Here is a 21,389-nt window from a genome sequence, read left to right as displayed (position 1 = left end):
TCAGTTAAGTAGTCATGCAAAATTAATTACCTGCCCGATCGAGCTAAAACCCTTACGGGGCAATGATCGTCATGTGTAAATAATTTTGCCTAGGTACTTATCAGTTATCAGTTATCAGTGAATAATCTCACTTAATAAACTCGGCTCTTCGGGAATTGTTAGGCAATGGAGGAGGTGATAAGGGATGAAACCATTATAGAGAAAGACATTGATGCGGTTTTTGGTAATCAATTAAGTCTCTTGCCAGATAAGTATTTAGTCGATTTATACCACCAGATCGAATCATACCAAGTAACGAAGAAACATAAACTGATAACCTCAAAACTGAATCGGGAGGCAGAGCGATGAAGGATTGCTTATCAACCCCGAATTCTGACTGATTACTGATTACTGATCACTGATTACTGATTACTGAAAATGCACCATGCTTCTATTCGGACGGCTAATATCCATCGGGCGATCGCTTTTTATCAACTTCTCGGTTTTACCATCGAGGAAAGATTCACCACGGGTTATACTTTGGCCTGTTGGCTAACCGGGTTAAACGGACGCATCGAATTAATCCAAATTCCCCAACCGAAACCTGCACCCGATGCCTTTGGTGATCAGCATTATGTGGGTTATTATCACTTGTCTTTTGACCTAACAGAAAATGTCAGCAATTTACCAGAATGGTTAGAAAAATTAACAAATAACTTTCAGCAAGCTCATCAAGAGGATGCCGATCTATATCAACCTTTAAACATTCTTTTGCCACCCCAACAACAGATGATCGGCGATCTTGTCTATGAAGTCACCTTTATTGCCGACACAGACGGTTTACCCCTGGAATTTATCCGTAGTTTAACGCCGAAATCAGCACTCAAGCTCTCCATAACTGAGATGGAGGCGACAGTGCCAGCAAAAACTCCCTAGCTATACCAGTCTCCTCCAGCTGATCTGCATAAAAACTTAAGAATGATCCCCGTCTGGTGATAGACTTTTGACTGTTAAGGAAACAAACTCACTAGATAAATCATAGATCAGCTGTAGGGAGGATCATCGAGTGGAAAGTACGCTAGGGTTAGAAATTATCGAAGTGGTCGAACAGGCTGCCATTGCCTCCTCGAAGTGGATGGGTAAAGGCGAAAAAAATACCGCCGATCACGTCGCTGTGGAAGCGATGCGCGAACGGATGAATAAAATCCATATGCGCGGTCGCATCGTTATCGGAGAAGGGGAAAGAGACGAGGCTCCCATGCTCTATATTGGCGAAGAAGTGGGTATCTGTACCCAAGTTGATGCCAAACAATATTGTAATCCCGACGAATTAGTCGAAATCGATATCGCCGTCGATCCCTGCGAAGGCACTAACTTGGTTGCCTACGGTCAAAATGGTTCTATGGCCGTGTTAGCGATCTCCGAAAAAGGCGGATTATTCGCTGCCCCTGACTTTTATATGAAAAAATTAGCGGCTCCCCCAGCAGCTAAAGGTCATGTGGATATTAATAAATCGGCGACGGAAAACCTGAAAGTTCTTTCCGATTGTCTCAATCGTTCGATCGAAGAACTGGTGGTAGTAGTTATGGATCGTCCCCGTCACAAGGAATTAATCCAAGAAATCCGCAACGCTGGGGCGAGAGTTCGTCTGATCAGCGATGGTGACGTATCGGCCGCTATTTCCTGCGCTTTTTCGGGAACTAATATTCATGCTCTCATGGGTATCGGTGCCGCTCCGGAAGGGGTAATCTCGGCGGCGGCTATGCGTTGTCTGGGGGGTCACTTCCAGGGACAATTAATCTATGATCCCGAAGTGGTCAAAACCGGTTTAATCGGTGAAAGTCGCGAGGGTAATATCGCTCGTCTGCAAGAAATGGGGATCACCAATCCCGATCGCGTTTACGGTTGCGAAGAATTAGCCAGTGGCGAAACCGTCCTCTTTGCCGCCTGTGGGATCACCCCCGGCACCCTGATGGAAGGGGTACGCTTCTTCCACGGTGGCGCTCGTACCCAAAGCTTGGTTATCTCCACCCAATCGAAAACCGCTCGCTTTGTCGATACCGTTCACCTGTTCGACCAACCCAAATACATTCAACTGAGATAATTCTCTGACCCGGTGGGGTGGGTATGGCTCACCTCGCCCTCATTGGTAAAAATATATAAAGTTTTTTTTCAAACATCTTTTATTTGCATCCCGATTGGGACTAAATTGCAACAATTAGAGACATAACGCACTGATCTTTATCAATAATTTTTGTAGCCTGAGCAACATTTGTAGGAGAACATAAATGAATATTGCTGTAGTGGGCTTGAGTCACAAGACAGCCCCTGTGGAAATTCGTGAAAAATTGAGTATCCCGGAAGCGAAAATCGAGTCCGCCCTTACCCACCTCAAGGGTTATCCCCACATCCAAGAGGTGGCTATTATCAGCACCTGTAACCGTTTGGAGATCTACGCCGTGGTTACGGATACGGAGAAGGGCGTGGTGGAAATTACCCAGTTTCTCGCTGAAATCGGGCATATTCCCCTTAATGTCCTGCGTCGTTATCTGTTTACCCTACTGCATCAGGATGCTGTCCGTCATCTGCTCCGGGTATCCGCCGGTTTAGAAAGTCTTGTCCTCGGTGAAGGGCAAATTCTCGCTCAAGTTAAAAATACCCATAAATTAGCTCAGAAGTACAATACTATTAGCCAGTTACTCGATCGCCTGTTTAAACAAGCGATGACTGCCGGTAAACGCGTCCGCACGGAAACCAGCATCGGCACAGGAGCCGTATCGATCAGTTCGGCGGCGGTGGAGTTAGCCCATGCTAAGATGACAGACCTCAGCAGCAAAAAAATCGCTATTATCGGGGCAGGGAAAATGTCCCGATTATTAGTTACGCACCTTCTGGCTAAGGGTTCTCAGCAAATTGCGATCGTCAATCGCTCCCAAAGACGGGCCCAGGAGTTGGCCCGTGAATTTCCTAACCTACCGCTGCAACTATATGGCTTAGAAGAGATGATGGCTACGGTAGCGGCATCGGATATCGTCTTCACCAGTACGGGAGCCACGGAACCAATTTTAACTAAAAATTTATTGACAGAAGTGACGATTGCTGCTAACTCGCTGATGTTAATCGATATTTCCGTTCCCCGTAACGTCCACACCGACGTGAAGGAATTGGCCCAAGTGCAAGCTTTTAACGTCGATGATCTCAAGGCGGTGGTTGCCGCCAATCAGGAAAGTCGCCGTCAGATGGCTAGGGAAGCAGAGGCACTCCTAGAGCAGGAAGTGGAAGCTTTCGAGCTTTGGTGGCGTTCTTTGGACACTGTACCGACAATTAGCTGTTTAAGAAGCAAAATTGAAGATATTCGCGAACAGGAATTAGAAAAAGCCCTCTCCCGTCTGGGGACGGAATTCGCCGAAAAACACCAAGAAGTTATCGAAGCAATGACCCGCGGTATCGTTAATAAAATCCTTCACGAACCCATGGTACAACTGCGGGCCCAACAGGATATCGAAGCGCGTAAGCGCTGTTTACAATCCCTGCAAATGCTCTTTAATCTCAGTGTCGGAGAAGAATATAGTTAGAGTCCGACAATTGACAAAAATTAAGGGCGATTCTATTGGTCTGTCAAGCTGATTTTGAGGGATTGGGAGCCGATAATTTTGCCGGATTCCCCTATCCACAATTTCAAGATTGACAGACCACTAAGCGGTTGACTCTCTAAATTACTCGTTAAGACTGTCCATGAGTGCCGGAGTTGGCAGCAGGGAGCGGTATAATTAATGGACATCTCCAAGAATTAGAACCCAGTCACAGCTTGCTTTTATGCCATCTGCTAATTAAATGGTTCGATAGTCGTTGTTGATTCAATTTAACTGGAAAAATATGGGGCAACTAATTTTCTAGGAAATTGAGTCGCAGCAAGTCCTTCAAGGAGATCCATCTTTATATTTAATTCCAAACACCTACTTAAGATGGTGATTTAGTTCAATTCAACAAGCTATATGGGGAGATGAATTAATGGGTAAACCTTCTGAAAAAAAGCAAGAGAACCGGTGGAAATGGTGGGATGACTTTAAAAAGCGGAATGACTCTAAAAAAAAGCAAGAGAACCGGTGGAAATGGTGGAATGACGAGGAAAATCTCAAATCGATTGAGTATTACGGATTAATCGACCAAGAGATCCATCGTGAACACAATCTGATTGCCAATCGAATGAACTGGTATGTCACTTCCCAGTCTTTTTTGATGGCAGCATTTGCAATTTCTGGTAATAATAATTATCGATGTGTGATAATTTTTGCTTATGGAGTCGTGAAATGCTTATTGGGCAAGACTTTTAGGGCTATTTTGCGGATATTCTATCAGTATAGACCTCGTTTCCACACAGAAACCAGAAGAGCCGGTTTCTATCTATATCTTTACCAATACTAGGAATTGTGACATCATTTATTATTGGAGTTTCGCTTTATGCGGCTATCGCAGCTATGGCTCTACTTAAGACAGAAAAAAAACGCATCCTTAAGCAGGATAAGTATTTAGGAAATATTTCTACTTTTAAAGCAAGGTTTGTTGACAATGAACATACTTGGATTCATCGGTGGGGGATTTTCCCGGCTCGTTCTATTCCTGTTTTGTTTTTTATTTTCTGGTTCATTTTTCTATACTTAGCGACACAAACTAAAATATGCTAGAGTGACATGACAAGCACTTTCGATTGGGATAGTCGAAGAGAAGCTGACAATAAGGCTAAACATGGTGTGGACTTTGAGACTGCTCAATATGCGTTTTTCGATCCACATCGTTTGATTGTCCATGATGTCCAACATAGTGACTCAGAGGAACGTTGGTTTTGTATTGGTAAGGTAAAAGACCGGGTTTTAACGGTGCGTTTTACTTACCGCGATGGAGTGATTCGTATATTTGGCGCAGCTGAATGGCGTAAATGGAGAAAATTCTATGAAGAACATAACCCCTGATCCCGCAAAACCGATTGGTAAGGTGACAATTGTCGAAGACTTTTTACCGCCACCAGAGCAGCTAATACCGAATCAAAATACTGTCAGGATAACGATGGAATTTTCTAAGGAGAGTATTGAGTATTTTAAACGGGAAGCTCAACGTCATAATGCTTCCTATCAATCCCTGATTCGTAATCTTGTAGATGCTTATGTCAGACAACAACAGCAGTGAGTATAATTAGCCCCGATGGGTTACGCTACCGCTAACCCATCCTACAAATGATTGTGCCTCCCTACTTAATTGGGATGATCAACAAAAAAGCGATCGAAGGGACAAAAATTGCTACACTAACTGACGTGACCTCAATTAAAGACGAGATTGATATCCTATGCAACGCCGTAAATTTTTGCTGATTAGTGGCAGTTTAGGCGGTTTTAGCTTGGCAGCTTGCGCTCATCAAATTTTACAGCCTGTTACTTCCAAAAATCCCCCTGAGTCGGCTGTTAAACAAGCACAAAAGGGTAAAAAAGTCAAGATAATTGTGATTAGTGACCTTAATAGTCAATACGGTTCCACTACTTACGATCCCGAAATCGATCGAGCTATCCCCTTAATTATCAATCATAAACCCGATCTCGTCCTCTGTGGTGGCGACATGGTGGCAGGACAAAAAAGCAGCTTGACAGAGACAGCAATTAACGCTATGTGGTCAGCCTTTGATCACCATATCGCCGCGCCCCTGCGAGCTGCTAAAATACCCTTTGCTTTTACCATCGGTAATCATGACGCTTCTGGAGCTTTATCCGCAGGAAAATTTATCTATGCTAAGGAGAGAAAATTAGCCCAAGATTATTGGCAAAACCCCCAACATAATACAAGTTTAAATTTTATCGATAAAACCGGCTTTCCTTTTTATTATACTTTCACTCAAAATGGTATATTCTATCTAGTCTGGGATGCCTCCACTCATTTAATCTCTCAGGAACAACTAAATTGGGCAGCAAAAAACTTGAGTAGTAGCGACGCTAAAAATGCTAAAATGCGGCTAGTAATCGGTCATTTACCCCTCTACGGTATTGCCGTGGGCAGAAATCGACCGGGGGATTATTTAGCCGATGCCGAGCAATTAAGAGCGTTTTTAGAGGGCCATCAGGTGCATACTTATATTAGTGGCCACGCTCACGCTTACTATCCGGGTAAACGGGGGCAATTACAATTATTACACGCAGGAGCTTTAGGCAGTGGACCGCGACGGTTATTGAACAGTGAACAAGCACCTAGAAAAACCCTAACAATTGTCGATATTAATCCCCATCAACAGGAAACAGTTTACACCACCTACGACATGAAAACCCAAGAGGCGATCAATATTACCAGTTTACCTCCTTTAATTATGGCTCCCAACGGGCAGGTTTTACGTCGAGATATTCCATCGGTTAACTAGAAAGGAACTCCCATAATGGCCACTGTCATCAGCACCGTTAATATGAAAGGAGGAGTAGGAAAAACTACCCTTACCGTCAACCTTGCCACCTGTTTAGCTAAATTTCAGCAAAAACGAGTCCTTGTCCTCGATTTAGACGCTCAAATCAGTGCGACTCTTAGTTTAATGTCCCCCCACGAATTCGCTCAACTGCGTCGCAAAAAACGCACTTTAAGCTATTTATTAGAAGCAATTATCAAACCCAATCCCTACAATAAATTAACTATTGATGATATTATTGTCCCTTCAGTCTGTGAAATTAAAGGCTTAGATCTACTGCCGGGAGACATCGAACTATATGATGAATATGTCGTCTCAGAAACCCTGCACCATCAAGCAATTTTACAGGAAGATTTAGGCTTTGATCATGCTTGGAATAACCTAGAAAGAGTCTTAATTCAAAAAATCATTGATCCCATTCAAGACCGTTACGATTATATTATCATGGACTGCGCTCCGGGCTATAATCTTTTAACTCGTAGTGGTCTCTGTAGCAGTCATTTTTATTTACTACCTGCCCGTCCAGAACCTTTATCAATTGTCGGCATTCAGCTATTAGAAAGAAGAATAGTTAAACTGAAAGCTAGTCATCAAGAAACCGCACCGATTAACCCCGGTTTACTCGGTATAGTTTTTATTCTTTCCGGTGGTGGTTTACTTAGTCGCTACTATAATCAAGTCATGCGCCGGGTACAACAGGATTTTCAATCCCATCAAATTTTTGCTAATGCGATTCCTATGGATGTTAATGTAGCTAAAGCCGTGGATATGTTCGTGCCTGCGGTGGCAGCCATGCCCTCTTCTAGTGGTTCCAAAGCTTTTATGAAACTCACAGAAGAATTCTTGATGAAAGCCAAAAAATAGGAGATAATTACTATGGTCATTGAGTGGTTAGAATTTCAAGTTAACCCCGAAGCGAGGGAAAAATTTATCCAAAAAGATCAAGAAATTTGGACAAAGTTTTTAGCAAAACAACCTGGTTTTTTAGGTAAGGAGCTTTGGATTAATCCCGCCATCGAGGAAGAATTAATTATCGTTGTCCATTGGCAAACGCAAGAACAGTGGAAAGCTATCTCCAAAAATTTACTTGATGAGACCGAAGCCAAATTTTCTCTAGCCATGGGAAAAGATAATTATCAATTACTCAAAGTCAAGGAATTTCAAGTCAGAAAATTCCGAGAAAATTGTCAGAACCATTTAGAATCTATGCAGCCCAGATAAAAAATCAATTCATCTTTTTGTCCCCGGTCAACCTAGCCAAACTTGTCATGAGGGGCTAAAGTGTGCTATAAGCAGTCAGACCCTGCCCTGGTCTTTATTCTTTCCCATTAGGTAAATTACTGATGACTCAACCGAAACGCGCCCTAATTACCGGCATCACCGGTCAAGATGGTTCCTATCTGAGCGAATTATTATTAGAAAAAGGCTATGAAGTCCACGGTATCATCCGTCGTACCTCAACTTTTAACACCGATCGCATCGATCATATCTACATTGACCCCCACCAGCCCGATGCTAAATTATTTCTTCATTATGGCGACCTCACCGACGGGACGACCCTGCGGCGTATCCTCGAACAAGTGCAACCGGTAGAAGTGTATAATTTAGGGGCCCAATCCCACGTTCGGGTTAGTTTTGATGCCCCAGAATACACCGTTGATGCTGTCGGTGTGGGTGTCTTAAGACTACTAGAAGCAATTCGGGATTACCAAAAAAGAACTGGCATCGAAGTGCGTTTCTATCAAGCAGGTTCCTCGGAAATGTTCGGGAAAGTCATGGAAGTTCCCCAAAAAGAAACCACGCCATTTTATCCCCGCAGTCCCTACGCTTGTGCGAAAGTTTACGGTCACTGGCAAACAATCAACTATCGGGAATCCTACGACTTATTTGCCTGTAACGGCATTTTATTTAACCATGAATCCCCCCGGCGTGGAGAAACTTTTGTCACGCGCAAAATTACCCGCGCTTTGGCCCGAATTATTGCCGGACAACAGAAAAAACTCTATCTAGGAAATCTCGATTCTAAACGGGATTGGGGTTATGCTAAGGACTATGTGCGGGCGATGTGGTTAATGTTACAACAGGAAGAACCGGATGATTATGTGGTGGCGACCAATGAAACCTATTCTATCCGGGAGTTTCTCGATATTTCTTTCCAATACGTTAATTTAAATTGGCAGGATTATGTGGAGTTTGATCAACGTTATTTGCGTCCAGCGGAAGTGGATTTATTGATAGGAGATTCCACAAAAGCCAGAGAGAAATTAGGCTGGCAGCCTTCGGTGACGTTCGAGGGACTGGTAAAATTAATGGTAGATGCGGATTTAGCGGCTTTGGGGATTAATCTTAATAACGGTGGTGATAGCCAACAGTTATTAAAAGATTTGGCTTATCTTCGCAATCGTTCGATGACAACTGTGGATTAAAGAGGTGAAAATATGCTGAATTTAAGCGAACAGAGAATCGTCGTCACCGGGGGGGCTGGATTTTTAGGTCGGCAAGTAGTTAATCAATTAATTGCAGCGGGGGCAAATCCCGCAAAAATTACAATTCCTCGGTCCAAAGATTGTGATTTAAGAGTTTGGGAAAACTGTCAACGTTTAGCCGACCAAGAAGATTTAATTATCCATTTGGCTGCCCATGTGGGAGGTATCGGTCTCAATCGGGAAAAACCTGCCGAATTATTCTATGATAATTTGATGATGGGAACCCAATTAATTCACGCTGCCTATCTAGCAGGAGTGCAAAAATTTGTCTGTGTGGGGACAATTTGTGCCTATCCAAAATTTACTCCAGTACCTTTCCATGAAGACGATTTATGGTCAGGATATCCCGAAGAAACCAATGCGCCTTATGGTATCGCTAAAAAGGCTTTATTGGTACAATTAGAGTCCTATCGTTTGCAGTATGGTTTCAACGGAATTTATCTTTTACCGGTGAATTTATACGGGCCAGAGGATAATTTTGATCCGGGTAGTTCCCATGTAATTCCTGCTTTAATTCGCAAGGTTTATGAGGCACAACAACGGGGGGATAAACAACTTCCTGTCTGGGGAGATGGTAGTCCAACCCGGGAGTTTCTCTACTCCACCGATGCAGCGCGAGGCATTGTCATGGCCAGTCAATTCTATAATGAATCAGACCCGGTTAATCTTGGTACAAATTATGAGATTTCTATCAAAGATTTAGTGGAATTAATCTGTGATTTAATGGGTTTTGATGGCGAAATTGTTTGGGAAATAGATAAACCGAATGGTCAACCGCGACGCTGTTTAGATACAACCCGCGCTCAGGAAAAATTCGGTTTTGTTGCTCAAATGGAATTTAAAGAAGGTTTGCAAAAAACCATTGAATGGTATCGGCAAAACGCCGCTTAGTCTTGATAGCAGGTGTGTTAGATTAATAACTAACACACCAGATTTTTTTAAGCTTACTGACCGGTAAAATCAGAACGAAGGGTTAATTTTAAATCCTCCTTCGGGTTAATTGACAATAATTCCACCGATTCTCCTCGTAATAACCACCCAGCTAATACTTCTAATCCTCCTCCTCGTAATAATCCCTCGCTAACCGGTTGGTCAGAAGTAAAAGAAGCGAGGACAGAAGCGGCGGATTTTCCTAATACTGCACCCTGAATAATTTTGTCGGGGTTAACTCCTTTAATTATCCTTTCTAGACGAGTGAAAACTGCCGAAATAGCATCAATAGATTTTTCTTGGGGTTGACGGGTTTTTAAAAAGATTTTTTGGGATAGAAAACGCGAACCTTGACCATCGGGTTTAATTTCTCCGATAATCTGACTACCATCGGGAATAATTGTCTGTCCTTGGGAATTTTTGATATTATCGGTAACGGTCAGTGATAAAGAAAAAGTTTCTTGTTTGGTTAAAAGAATTTTTTCCCCTTGCTCGTATTTTACAGGGATGTCCGTCCCAGCAGGAATTAATCGGTCATTCCCCAAAGGAATTGGTTTAATTGGGTTAATTGGGGCGAATTGACGTGCGATCGCAGGAGTCAAGGAAAGGGAGACCACAACGAAAGAAGCACTTAAAAGCATTGTGAATAGGGTCAGAGGATGATGACGACCCTGCTTTTGAAAATTTAGCATCTTACCCTTGAGTTTCCTAGTGGGAGCGAATTAAAGATAAAGACGAAAGCGGAAAAAAGTTTGTTTCCAAGCAAGAAAATGCGGGAAAAAGGAGAATTTTAGCAAAAAATAACTGATATTTCCGACTAACTGCCAGTTATTAGTTTATTTGGTCTATTGAAACGCCAAAACTCTTGATTTGTCCGCAGTTCTTAGTTTGGCACGGTTAATGGGGAACAATAACTATTTATGGGAGAATTATAGGTTCAATCCTATCAAAAAAAAATCACCCGATCGAATTAATTTTAAGTTTTGCGATCGAGATTGCCGTCACGACCAGTCCTCCATCCCTATAAACCAAGAATATTCTCCCCCATCACCCGCGAACCGGATGCTGTTGCTAGAATAATCTTCATAGTCCCCCAGCTACCGAAACGAGCAAAGAGAGAACCGCCACTTTATCAACTAATCAATTATGGATTTACTCGAATACCAAGCCAAGGAAATATTTGCTCAGGTAGGTATCCCCATTTTACCTTCCCAACCAATCCACGAACCGGGGGGACTAAAAAGATTAAACATTCCCTACCCCATCGTGCTGAAGTCCCAGGTACGAGCGGGAGGACGGGGAAAAGCAGGGGGGGTGAAATTTGTCGCTAATACCATTGATGCGATCGCTGCTGCCCATGCTATCTTTCATTTACCGATCGCCGGAGAATATCCAGAGGTAATTCTAGCAGAAGCCCGGTATAATCCGCAACAAGAGATATTTTTAGCCATTTTACTCGATTATCATCTGCAAAGACCGGTTTTACTGGGTGCGAGTCAAGGGGGGATGGATGTGGACAGTTTACTGGCAACCATGCAAAAAGTGGTCATTGAAGAGAGATTTTCCCCCTATCTCTGTCGGCAATTAGCCGTATCTATGGGTTTAAGAGGGTCTTTGATCGAGTCTATCAGTCAAATTCTCGAAAAAATGTATAGTCTCTTTGTCAGCAAAGATCTCGATATTATCGAGATTAATCCCCTGGGTATCAACGAAACTGGGGAAGTGATGGCCCTAGATGGCAAAATAACTGTTAATGATGCCGCTTTAGCCAGACATCTCGATCTTCTGGCCTTGACCCCACCCCAATTACAATCCCCTTGGTCGATAATTGATCAAACTGGCCGAATAGCGATGATCAGCAATGGCCAGGGTTTGATGTCCACTGTCTGGGATGCCTTAGCCAGCAAGGGAGCAAAACTAGCAGCCTGGCTTATACTGGAGGAAAGACTAGAATTAGAGCAATTAAACGAGCAAATAGAGTCCGGTCTGCAACAATTCCAACTATTGGCCGATTTAAAAGTGATTATCGTTGATATTATCAGTTATCCCGACTTTGGCCAAAAAGCGATCGAGACTATTAGTAATTACTACCGCAGTTATAGCCCATTATCACCCAGCCGGGGCAGCGGCGAACGAACGATCCGGGCCACCCGACAGGAAAGACAAACCTTGCAACCTCGATCTTTTCTCAATCCCACCCTACCACAAATAATTTTTCGCGTCCTAGCTGACAACCAAGCGATCGATCTCAGTCAGAGTTTAGCTGATGTTAACTTTCATTGGTTAGAGTCTTTAGAAGAGGTGGTCACTGCAGCCATTAAATTAGCCTAGAATCAGTGATCAGTGATCACTGATCAGATGTGAGTTTTCAGTTCACAAGGGACGAATCTAAAACCTTTGACTCTCGCCTTCAGAAGCTGATTGCTGTTTACTGTTTACTGACCACTGAAAAAAACTACCATCAACAGTGTCTCACAGTAGCTGGTTATAATTAAATTAAAAATGGATTTTAGGTTCGATCCCCCCTGCCCCCCTTGATAAGGGGGGTGCCGATAGGCGGGGGGATCTGACAACTTTTAACGCCTACCTACTTAACTGAAACAACTCCCAACACTTAATATATGAAATGGACAGATAAGGATCAGATAATTATGCAAGGGATCGATCGACCCCTAGGCAAATATTATGCGGCAAGATTGAAAACCCAGGGAACCTGTTTAGTAGCGGGGGTGGCTAGTGGCCACGGTGGTGAGATAATCGCAGAGATACCAGTGTTTGATCTAGTGGCCGAGGCCGTTGCTGAAGCAGGGGAAATCAAGACCAGTTTAATTTTAGTCCCCCCCAATCAAGTCCTAGATGCGGCCTTAGAAGCGATCGCAGCAGCCATTCCCCAATTAATTATCGTCACCCCCGGAGTTCCCCCCTTGGATCTGGTGGAATTATTAAAGATAGCTAGTACCACCGGGACATTAATTCTCGGACCTGGCAGCCAGGGTGTAATTATTCCCAATTATCTTTGGTTGGGTATTTGTGAACCCAGTTTTTATCAATCGGGGACAATCGGTCTGATCACCCGCGGCGATCGCATAGGGGATGAAGTGGCGAAAACTTTAACAGCGGCCGGTTATGGTGAATCTATGGCGGTAAATTTGGGTACTGACGGCATTATTGGCTCCAATTTGTCCCAATGGTTGCAGGTTTTCGAGGAAGATGACAATACCGAGGCAATTCTCCTCGTCAGTCAGGTGGGAGGAAAGGCCGAAATCGAGGCAGCCAAATATATTGCCTCGGCGATCGAAAAACCGGTGATTGCCTATCTTGTGGGGTTAAATGCAGCGATTGAAACCAATTTCGGCGATACAGAAACAATTATTTCTAACCAACTTTCCTACTCTGTTGCCGCTAAGAATACCAGAAAAGATAGCTTACGTCATTTTCAAGAAGCTGGGGTGACAGTGGTGGAAAAATTAGCCGATTTACCTGCCTCTTTAGGGAAAGTCTTGTCCTGAATTTGACCCCATTGCTCCAATAATACTTATAATCCGACAATATTCTGCCAAAATAAGCACCTAACAGGATGGGGGATTTTCGATGACAATTCCTGAGAGCTACTATATCATGGTAGATCACCTGTGATTCCTCAGACTGGCCAAGATAAAGATGGCAACAGGCAAAAATTAGGAAAAATCAGCGACAATCGAAACGGCAAGATCAAAAAAAATTCTATTCTAGATTGACCCTTTCAGCAGACCAGCTATCTCACCCTTCTAGACAACGACCCTAAGGATAAATTCTATGGCGCAACAAAATAACCTAAAAACCGACAATATACACCAAATCGATCCCTATTGGGGTCCCCGATGGCTCGTAGAAGAACGGGACGCTTGCGGAGTCGGTTTTATTGCCGATGTACGCGGTTCTGGTAGCCATCAACTGATCGAACAGGCACTTTTAGCCTTAGGTTGTTTGGAACACCGGGGAGGCTGCAGCGCCGATCAGGATTCCGGTGACGGTTCCGGTATGATGACCGCTATCCCCAGAGATGTCCTCGCTCCTTGGTTCGCCGAAAATGGCTTAAATATGCCAGAATCTGAGCGCCTAGGGGTGGGTATGGTCTTTCTTCCCCAAGCGGACCAAGAACGAGCCGAGGCTAAAGCACACATTGAGGAAATTGTCAATAAATATAATATTAAGATTTTAGGTTGGCGCACTGTTCCCGTCCTTCCCCAAATCCTCGGAAGACAAGCAAGGGAAAATCAACCCTACGTCGAGCAAATTCTGGTTACTTCCCCCGATTTAGCCGGTTCTCAATTCGATCGCCTACTCTATATTGCCCGTTCTGAAGTCGGTAAGCAACTGGCCGATGATTTCTATTTCTGCTCCTTTTCCTGTCGCACCATTGTCTATAAAGGCATGGTACGGGGCGAAATCCTGCGAGAATTCTATCTAGACCTGCAAAATCCAGCCTATAGCAGTCAATTTGCTATTTATCACCGACGTTTTAGCACCAATACCCAACCGAAATGGCCTCTCGCTCAACCGATGCGCTTATTGGGTCATAACGGCGAAATTAACACCCTTTTGGGCAATATTAACTGGATGTCGGCCCGGGAACCCGCTTTAGAAACCCAAGGTTGGACCCACGAAGAATTACAATCCCTGACCCCCATTGTTAACCCCGCTAACAGCGACTCCTATAACCTCGATAGCGCCCTAGAATTATTGGTGAGAACCGGTCGCAGTCCCCTAGAAGCGGCTATGATCCTAGTGCCGGAGGCCTACAATAATCAGCCGGATTTACAGGATTATCCCGAAATTATCGACTTCTACGAATACTATAGCGGTTTACAGGAACCCTGGGACGGTCCAGCTTTACTGGTATTCAGTGACGGGGGAATCGTCGGTGCTTGTTTAGATCGCAACGGTTTGCGACCGGCCCGTTATAGCATTACTAACAACGGTTATATCGTCGTTTCCTCGGAAGCGGGAACTATTCCCCTCGATGAAACCACCATTATCGAAAAAGGTCGTCTCGGCCCTGGTCAAATGATCGCAGTTGACCTAGAAAAAGGCGAAATTAAGCGTAATTGGCCGATTAAACAGGAAATTGCCCGCTCTAATCCCTACGGTGAATGGGTGAAATCCCAACGCACCTTTATTGACAAAGAAACAGCGATAGATATTCCCGCTCCCAGTCATCTCCTTCCCCTGCAAACCGCTTTCGGTTACACATCCGAAGATGTGGATCTGATTATCGTTCCCATGGCAGAACAGGGAAAAGAACCGACTTTCTGTATGGGTGATGACACTCCCCTAGCAGTCCTCTCCAGTAAACCCCATCTTCTCTACGATTACTTTAAACAACGTTTTGCCCAAGTTACTAACCCTCCCATCGATCCTTTACGGGAAAGTTTAGTCATGTCCTTGACTATGTATCTGGGACGACGGGGTAATATCCTGAAATTGGGGGTTGATGACGCACATTTACTGAAATTAGACTCTCCCCTGCTCAATAATGCGGAATTAGCCAAAGTTAAAACCTCTAGCTACAAAACAGCCGAACTTTCTACCCTTTATGATCTGACCACCGGACCAGGGGGATTAGAAGATGCGATCGCTAATTTGTGCGCTGAGGCTGCCAAGAAAGTAGAATCGGGAGCAGAAATTTTAATTCTCAGTGACAGGACTGCTCCTATTGACGAAAAAACTAGCTATATTCCCCCTTTATTAGCTGTTGGTGCCGTCCATCATCACCTGATTCGCTCACACTTGCGTTTAAAAGCTTCGATTGTGATCGATACGGCCCAATGTTGGAGTACCCATCACTTCGCTTGTCTAATTGGTTATGGTGCTTCCGCAGTTTGTCCCTATCTGGCCCTAGAAACGATCGCCCAGTGGTGGATCGAGCCAAGAACGCAGAAATTGATGGAAAACGGCAAATTAGAAGCTATTAGCCTCGAAAAAGCTCTAATTAATTACCGCAAATCCGTAGAAGCAGGATTACTGAAAATCCTCTCGAAAATGGGTATTTCTCTCCTATCTTCCTACCATGGGGCGCAAATTTTCGAGGCGATCGGATTATCGGCAGATTTAGTTAAACTAGCTTTTAACGGTACTACCAGTCGCGTCGGGGGTTTAAGCATTGCTGAAGTAGCCCAAGAAGCGATCGCATTCCACAGTAAAGCTTTCCCCAATCTTACCGCTAAAAAACTAGAAAACTACGGTTTTGTCAACTACCGTCCGGGGGGAGAATACCACATGAATTCCCCGGAAATGGCGAAAGCACTCCATAAAGCAGTGGCTGCTCACTCCCAAGGTGAAGGATATGACCATTACGAAACCTATCGCCAAATCTTGCAGCAAAGACCCGTTACTGCATTGCGCGATTTATTAGAATTTAACAGCGATCGAGCCTCAATTGCCATCGAAGCAGTAGAATCGATCGAAAGTATCCTGCAACGCTTCTGCACAGGGGGAATGTCCCTCGGTGCCTTGGGCCGGGAAGCACACGAAACCCTAGCGATCGCCATGAATCGCATCGGAGGTAAGTCCAATTCCGGAGAAGGGGGAGAAGATCCGATCCGCTACACCAGCTTAAGCGATGTGGATGAAGAAGGACATTCCGTGACCATGCCTCACCTAAACGGCTTAAAAAACGGTGATACGGCTAATTCTGCCATTAAACAGATAGCTTCGGGACGTTTTGGAGTCACTCCCGAATACTTAATGAGTGGAAAACAGCTAGAGATTAAAATGGCCCAAGGAGCAAAACCGGGAGAAGGAGGTCAATTACCTGGGAAAAAAGTCAGTCCCTATATTGCCATGTTACGGCGATCAAAACCGGGTGTTACCTTGATTTCTCCCCCTCCTCACCACGATATCTACTCGATCGAAGATTTAGCGCAATTAATCTACGATTTACACCAAATTAACCCCCGGGCCAAAGTTTCCGTCAAATTAGTGGCCGAGATCGGTATCGGCACAATTGCGGCCGGAGTTGCCAAAGCTAACGCTGATATTATCCAGATTTCCGGACACGATGGTGGTACAGGTGCATCACCCCTAAGTTCGATTAAACACGCGGGTAGTCCCTGGGAATTGGGAGTAACGGAAGTGCATCGGATGTTAATGGAAAATCAACTGCGTCATCGGGTGATTTTGCGTGCAGATGGGGGACTAAAAACCGGTTGGGATATCCTCATGGCTGCTCTCATGGGTGCGGAGGAATTCGGTTTTGGTTCCATTTCCATGATTGCCGAGGGGTGTATCATGGCCCGCGTCTGTCACACGAATAATTGTCCTGTGGGAGTCGCTACCCAGCAGGAACGTCTGCGCGCTCGTTTTCCAGGAATTCCCGCTCATGTGGTCAATTTCTTCACTTTAGTGGCCGAGGAAACGCGGCAATTATTGGCGAAATTAGGCTATCACAGTTTAAATGAGGTGATTGGCCGAGCAGATCTGTTAAAAGTGCGCTCCGATGCTCGTTTAACTAAGACAGAATCCCTCAATCTTGATTGTTTGTTGAATTTACCCGATGGCCGTAGCGATCGCTCTTGGTTGCAGCACGAGGAAGTACATAGTAACGGTGCTGTCCTCGATGAGGAAATTCTAGCCGATAGCGAGATTAAACAGGCGATCGAGCAACAGGGAACCGTCAGCAAAACCTACAGGATTGTCAATACCGATCGCTCCGTCGGGGCGAGAATTGCGGGGGTAATTGCCCAAAAATACGGGAATGACGGCTTTGAAGGCGAAATTAAGCTCAATTTCCAGGGTGCGGCCGGTCAAAGTTTCGGAGCCTTTAATTTACCCGGTGTCAATCTCCATTTAGAGGGAGAAGCTAACGATTATGTGGGTAAAGGCATCTACGGCGGCGAAATTGTCATCTTACCGCCCCAAAACGCCAATTATCAGCCCGAAGATAACGCTATCATCGGTAATACCTGTCTCTACGGGGCTACCGGTGGGGTATTATACGCGAATGGTCGGGCCGGTGAACGTTTTGCTGTCCGCAATTCCACCGCGAAAGCAGTTATCGAAGGGGCCGGGGATCACCTCTGTGAATATATGACCGGGGGGGTAATTGTCGTGCTTGGTTCCGTCGGTCGCAACGTCGGCGCCGGGATGACGGGAGGATTAGCTTATATTCTTGATCCCTCCCTACCGGAGAAACTTAACCCCGAAATTGTCAAGATTCAACGGGTTGGCACGGCTGCCGGTGCGGAACAGTTAAAATCTTTAATTGAGGCCCATGTAGAACGCACTAATAGCCCCAAAGGTAAGTTAATTTTAGCTAATTGGGATAGCTATCTCGGTCAATTCTGGCAAGTGGTCCCTCCCTCGGAAGCGGATAGTCCCGAAGCGCAAATTAGCGCGGAGAAAACCTTAACTTCGGTGTAATTTCTTTGGGGTGCGTTACGCTTTGTTAACGCACCCATTGATTAATTTTTTGACTGCGGAGTTGATTAATGGCCATCCCCACCACCTATACTAGCTATACCCAAGCACAAGAACATTTTATTCAGGTTTTAGAACAAGTAGAACTGGGAAACTCGATCGTTATTGTCCAACGTCAGGGTCATCATGATGTGGCCTTGATTGCTGCTGACGAATTATCCGCTTTATTAGAAGAAGTTTATCTTTTGCGCTCTCCAGCTAATGCTCAACGACTTTTTCAGTCCTTAAATTGGTCAAAAGAAAGATTATCTCAGACAGCTGCTACCACTTCTCTAGAAGAATTACGTCAAGAATTGGAGACCGAGATTGAGCAAGAAAAAGCCACAGAAGTCTGAAACCGAAATTGTGCGAGTTTGTCCTGAATTTGCCCCACAATTTCGCGAAGATTTACAGTGGTGGGCTCGCAATAACTCCCAAATCTGGGAACGTCTTTGGGACTTAATTGAAGCAATACTTGCAGAACCTTTTTCTGGTATTGGTAAACCTGAACCTCTTAAACATCTTGGCTCTAATTTATGGTCAAGAAGAATTAATTTAGAGCATCGTTTAGTTTATCAAGTCGAGAATAATCGAATTTTATTTCTGCAAGCTCGCTATCATTACGAATAATTATCCCTAATCCAGTATCTCCAAATTGATTATATCGGGGCATATTAATCTTAATTATCTAGACTACAGTTTTTATCGCTGCATAAGTCGGAACATTTGCTAAAATTAGGATATATTTAGGTCTTGCTGAATAATGGTAAAACCCTTTTAAAATAAAGCTTTTGACCTGTTAAAGTCCGATGTTTATGCTGCGAAAATAGGATTGGGACTTTCAAAAACCTTGCATTATCCTTCTTGTAGTACATCGCTTGGTACAAAAAACAAGGGCAACAAAGCCTGAAACGACCGGCTACTGACGACCGGCTACTGACTCCTACCCCCAGGAAAAACTTTTTGCCGCAGACCCTAATTAGTACACAAACTAAAAGCAAGCTGTGACTGGGTTATAATTTTTGGAGATGTCTAATGTTTGGCAACTTTTAAGAAGTTGCTATACCTATCCCTAACTCATAGTTATAAATAGCCGCCGTGGGTGGGTGGAATTAAATATAAGATGAACGTAGGTTGGGTTGAAGCATGAAACCCAACGCCCGCATGGGTTACGCTACCGCTAACCCATCCTACAAATAATTGTGCCTCCCTACTTATGTCTTCGACGACGATTCCGATATTTACAGGATAAGATTTTCAAGATTTTGAGTTTCCTATTTATAGGTTCAATGATAATCCTTTCTTTGGCTAAAGGCTTGTTATACTCCTTTTCTAACTCTGTTAATTTTCTATTTTTCGGTTTCTTTTTCGGTGTATAACTATTACTATGATATGCAGCTATTCCCTGATAATCTAACTGTGATAACTGATAACCACTGTCTTCTCTGCTGGTAGTTAAAGGTTTTCAAACCTTTATATGTATCTTTAACGCCTTTTTCCGCCGTATCTTTAGCCGCAGCAACCCCACCACCAGTCAACGCGGTGACAATCAGAGAAATTGGTTCTATTGTTTGATACTCCCAATAAAATATTGCTGACTAAATCTTAGATCAAAACAATTTTTCATAGTAAGCTAAGACGCATTTTAACCGCCTATCCTTAGATTAGCTGAATCTCCCCCGCCCCCCAACCCCCCCCCGACATCGGGGGGCAAGGTAGGATGTTGTCTCTTGCCTTATCTCAACAAGCAATTTAAATTCGCGGGCAGCGGATCATTAACTCCCAATCCAACTTTAAAAACCCGCTCCCTGATCTCCACTTCCCGCCCTCCTATACCTTGATTCTTCCACCACAGCGGCCGACCCCGCTTGATTGTAAAGATTTGTTTAGCTTGACCAGAGGTTGATAGTGCATAGGCTAAGATGAATTTCAAATGGATTCAAAATGAATTTCAAGCGAATTTCAAATGGATTCAAGATGAGCCAATCTGGTGAACTGTCGTATTTTAATCATGGAGTTGCCATTTTGTGAGTAAGAAATGGTTCGCGGATAACAGTTTGTCGATCGGGCGGACTCCTCTAGTGCGCCTTAATCGAATCGTTGGCAACAATCACGCCACGGTTCTGGCCAAGATTGAAGGTCGCAATCCGGCCTATTCGGTCAAATGTCGTATTGGTGCGGCCATGATCTGGGATGCGGAACAACGGGGACTATTGGGGCCGGGCAAAGAACTGGTGGAACCCACCAGTGGCAATACAGGCATTGCCCTAGCCTTTGTAGCCGCCGCTAAGGGGATTCCCCTGACCCTGACCATGCCTGAAACCATGAGCTTGGAGCGGCGCAAACTGTTGCTCGCCTATGGAGCCAATCTGGTGTTAACAGAAGGGACTAAAGGCATGACCGGAGCGGTGGCAAAGGCAGAAGAAATTGCCGCATCTAATCCCACTCGCTATGTGTTGTTGCAACAGTTCCGCAATGCTGCCAATCCCCGCATCCATGAGGAAACCACCGGCCCCGAAATTTGGCAGGACACAGAGGGGGCGATCGATATTCTCGTGTCGGGTGTGGGAACGGGCGGAACCATTACGGGAGTTTCGCGCTATATCAAAAAAACCCAAGGAAAACCGATTTTATCGGTAGCGGTGGAGCCAGAAGCCAGCCCCGTACTATCCCAAGCCCGGGCAGGTCAGCCCCTAAAGTCCGGCCCCCACAAAATTCAGGGCATTGGGGCGGGGTTTATTCCCGAAGTTCTGGATTTATCCCTCGTGGATGGGATTGAAACCGTTTCCAACGAAGAGGCCATTCTTTATGCCCAACGGTTGGCCAAAGAAGAAGGGATTATCTCCGGCATTTCCTGCGGTGCCGCCGCCGCCGTCGCCGCTCGCTTGGCACAACAACCCGAACACCAAGGCAAAACCATTGTCGTGATTTTGCCAGATTCCGGAGAACGGTATTTGAGTTCCATCCTGTTCCAAGGGGTATTTAATGAGCAAGGGTTAGTAGCTTGACATCCTCGCCGCCCTAAAAGTGCGGCGATTCCTAAACCTCACGATTTAAGTTTCTGCTTCCACCACCGTCGCATACCACAGTTAAAAAACCATGTACTGTCTTACACAGAGTCC

19 protein-coding genes and 1 pseudogene are annotated in these 21,389 nt (G+C 44.6%); 18 read left to right on the top strand and 2 right to left on the bottom strand.

Annotated elements, in window-relative coordinates:
- Nucleotides 1–417 precede the first annotated feature (417 nt).
- The 12 genes from EWV66_RS23015 to EWV66_RS22960 all read left to right on the top strand — a co-directional run bounded on the left by EWV66_RS23015 (nucleotide 418) and on the right by EWV66_RS22960 (nucleotide 9,792).
- Nucleotides 418–915 (top strand): VOC family protein, encoded by a 498-nt coding sequence (locus EWV66_RS23015; RefSeq protein WP_052277790.1) that lies wholly within the window; start codon nucleotides 418–420, stop codon nucleotides 913–915.
- Nucleotides 916–1,045: 130 nt separating this feature from the next.
- Nucleotides 1,046–2,083, top strand: a complete 1,038-nt coding sequence (glpX, locus tag EWV66_RS23010; RefSeq protein WP_052277789.1) for a class II fructose-bisphosphatase — start codon at nucleotides 1,046–1,048, stop codon at nucleotides 2,081–2,083.
- 184 nt (nucleotides 2,084–2,267) lie between these two features.
- The gene (locus tag EWV66_RS23005; protein ID WP_052277788.1) at nucleotides 2,268–3,554 is read left to right on the top strand and encodes a glutamyl-tRNA reductase; all 1,287 of its coding nucleotides are present in this window, start codon (nucleotides 2,268–2,270) and stop codon (nucleotides 3,552–3,554) included.
- A 436-nt stretch (nucleotides 3,555–3,990) separates the two neighbouring features.
- Nucleotides 3,991–4,404: a hypothetical protein gene (locus tag EWV66_RS23000; protein ID WP_287108901.1), complete on the top strand. Its 414-nt coding sequence runs from the start codon at nucleotides 3,991–3,993 to the stop codon at nucleotides 4,402–4,404.
- A gap of 5 nt (nucleotides 4,405–4,409) precedes the next feature.
- Nucleotides 4,410–4,664, top strand: coding sequence for a hypothetical protein (locus EWV66_RS22995; RefSeq protein ID WP_170863899.1), 255 nt, complete (start codon nucleotides 4,410–4,412; stop codon nucleotides 4,662–4,664).
- A gap of 6 nt (nucleotides 4,665–4,670) precedes the next feature.
- The gene (locus EWV66_RS22990; RefSeq protein WP_002756313.1) at nucleotides 4,671–4,949 is read left to right on the top strand and encodes a BrnT family toxin; all 279 of its coding nucleotides are present in this window, start codon (nucleotides 4,671–4,673) and stop codon (nucleotides 4,947–4,949) included.
- Nucleotides 4,930–5,163: a hypothetical protein gene (locus EWV66_RS22985; protein WP_002756314.1), complete on the top strand. Its 234-nt coding sequence runs from the start codon at nucleotides 4,930–4,932 to the stop codon at nucleotides 5,161–5,163. Before EWV66_RS22990 ends, EWV66_RS22985 begins: the two co-directional genes overlap by 20 nt.
- A 157-nt stretch (nucleotides 5,164–5,320) precedes the next feature.
- Nucleotides 5,321–6,376 (top strand): metallophosphoesterase family protein, encoded by a 1,056-nt coding sequence (locus EWV66_RS22980; RefSeq protein WP_287108899.1) that lies wholly within the window; start codon nucleotides 5,321–5,323, stop codon nucleotides 6,374–6,376.
- Between the two features lie 15 nt (nucleotides 6,377–6,391).
- Nucleotides 6,392–7,279, top strand: a complete 888-nt coding sequence (locus EWV66_RS22975) for a ParA family protein (protein ID WP_072925476.1) — start codon at nucleotides 6,392–6,394, stop codon at nucleotides 7,277–7,279.
- A gap of 12 nt (nucleotides 7,280–7,291) precedes the next feature.
- Complete coding sequence (locus EWV66_RS22970; RefSeq protein WP_002769020.1) at nucleotides 7,292–7,636, top strand: TIGR03792 family protein; 345 nt, start codon at nucleotides 7,292–7,294, stop codon at nucleotides 7,634–7,636.
- A gap of 122 nt (nucleotides 7,637–7,758) precedes the next feature.
- Nucleotides 7,759–8,841: a GDP-mannose 4,6-dehydratase gene (gmd, locus tag EWV66_RS22965; RefSeq protein ID WP_002786066.1), complete on the top strand. Its 1,083-nt coding sequence runs from the start codon at nucleotides 7,759–7,761 to the stop codon at nucleotides 8,839–8,841.
- A 12-nt stretch (nucleotides 8,842–8,853) separates the two neighbouring features.
- Nucleotides 8,854–9,792, top strand: a complete 939-nt coding sequence (locus EWV66_RS22960; protein WP_002786067.1) for a GDP-L-fucose synthase family protein — start codon at nucleotides 8,854–8,856, stop codon at nucleotides 9,790–9,792.
- A 53-nt stretch (nucleotides 9,793–9,845) separates the two neighbouring features.
- Here EWV66_RS22960 and EWV66_RS22955 read toward each other — a convergent pair whose 3' ends face one another.
- Complete coding sequence (locus EWV66_RS22955; protein WP_052277786.1) at nucleotides 9,846–10,523, bottom strand: hypothetical protein; 678 nt, start codon at nucleotides 10,521–10,523, stop codon at nucleotides 9,846–9,848.
- 454 nt (nucleotides 10,524–10,977) lie between these two features.
- Between EWV66_RS22955 and EWV66_RS22950 the strand changes: the two genes are divergently transcribed.
- From EWV66_RS22950 to EWV66_RS22930, 5 genes are all read left to right on the top strand, one after another.
- Nucleotides 10,978–12,162: an ATP-grasp domain-containing protein gene (locus tag EWV66_RS22950; RefSeq protein ID WP_052277785.1), complete on the top strand. Its 1,185-nt coding sequence runs from the start codon at nucleotides 10,978–10,980 to the stop codon at nucleotides 12,160–12,162.
- A gap of 290 nt (nucleotides 12,163–12,452) precedes the next feature.
- Nucleotides 12,453–13,340 carry a succinate--CoA ligase subunit alpha gene (locus EWV66_RS22945; protein WP_052277784.1) on the top strand — a complete coding sequence of 296 codons (888 nt, stop codon included), beginning with the start codon at nucleotides 12,453–12,455 and terminating at the stop codon, nucleotides 13,338–13,340.
- Nucleotides 13,341–13,626: 286 nt separating this feature from the next.
- The gene (gltB, locus tag EWV66_RS22940) at nucleotides 13,627–18,231 is read left to right on the top strand and encodes a glutamate synthase large subunit (RefSeq protein ID WP_287108895.1); all 4,605 of its coding nucleotides are present in this window, start codon (nucleotides 13,627–13,629) and stop codon (nucleotides 18,229–18,231) included.
- Between the two features lie 68 nt (nucleotides 18,232–18,299).
- Nucleotides 18,300–18,623 (top strand): type II toxin-antitoxin system Phd/YefM family antitoxin, encoded by a 324-nt coding sequence (locus tag EWV66_RS22935; RefSeq protein ID WP_287108893.1) that lies wholly within the window; start codon nucleotides 18,300–18,302, stop codon nucleotides 18,621–18,623.
- Nucleotides 18,624–18,633: 10 nt separating this feature from the next.
- Nucleotides 18,634–18,897, top strand: coding sequence for a Txe/YoeB family addiction module toxin (locus EWV66_RS22930; RefSeq protein ID WP_223210308.1), 264 nt, complete (start codon nucleotides 18,634–18,636; stop codon nucleotides 18,895–18,897).
- Between the two features lie 586 nt (nucleotides 18,898–19,483).
- Here EWV66_RS22930 and EWV66_RS22925 read toward each other — a convergent pair.
- Nucleotides 19,484–19,729, bottom strand: a pseudogene (locus EWV66_RS22925) (transposase); the annotation flags it as partial.
- Between the two features lie 565 nt (nucleotides 19,730–20,294).
- Here EWV66_RS22925 and cysK point away from each other — a divergent pair.
- A complete protein-coding gene (cysK, locus tag EWV66_RS22920) occupies nucleotides 20,295–21,275 on the top strand; it encodes a cysteine synthase A (RefSeq protein ID WP_287108892.1) in 981 nt (326 codons plus the stop codon).
- Nucleotides 21,276–21,389 lie beyond the last annotated feature (114 nt).

The organism is Microcystis sp. M_OC_Ca_00000000_C217Col (assembly GCF_007095585.1).
GTDB lineage: Bacteria > Cyanobacteriota > Cyanobacteriia > Cyanobacteriales > Microcystaceae > Microcystis > Microcystis panniformis.
Note: the sequence above shows the minus strand (reverse complement) of the source record. Positions and strands in the feature narration are given on the sequence as shown.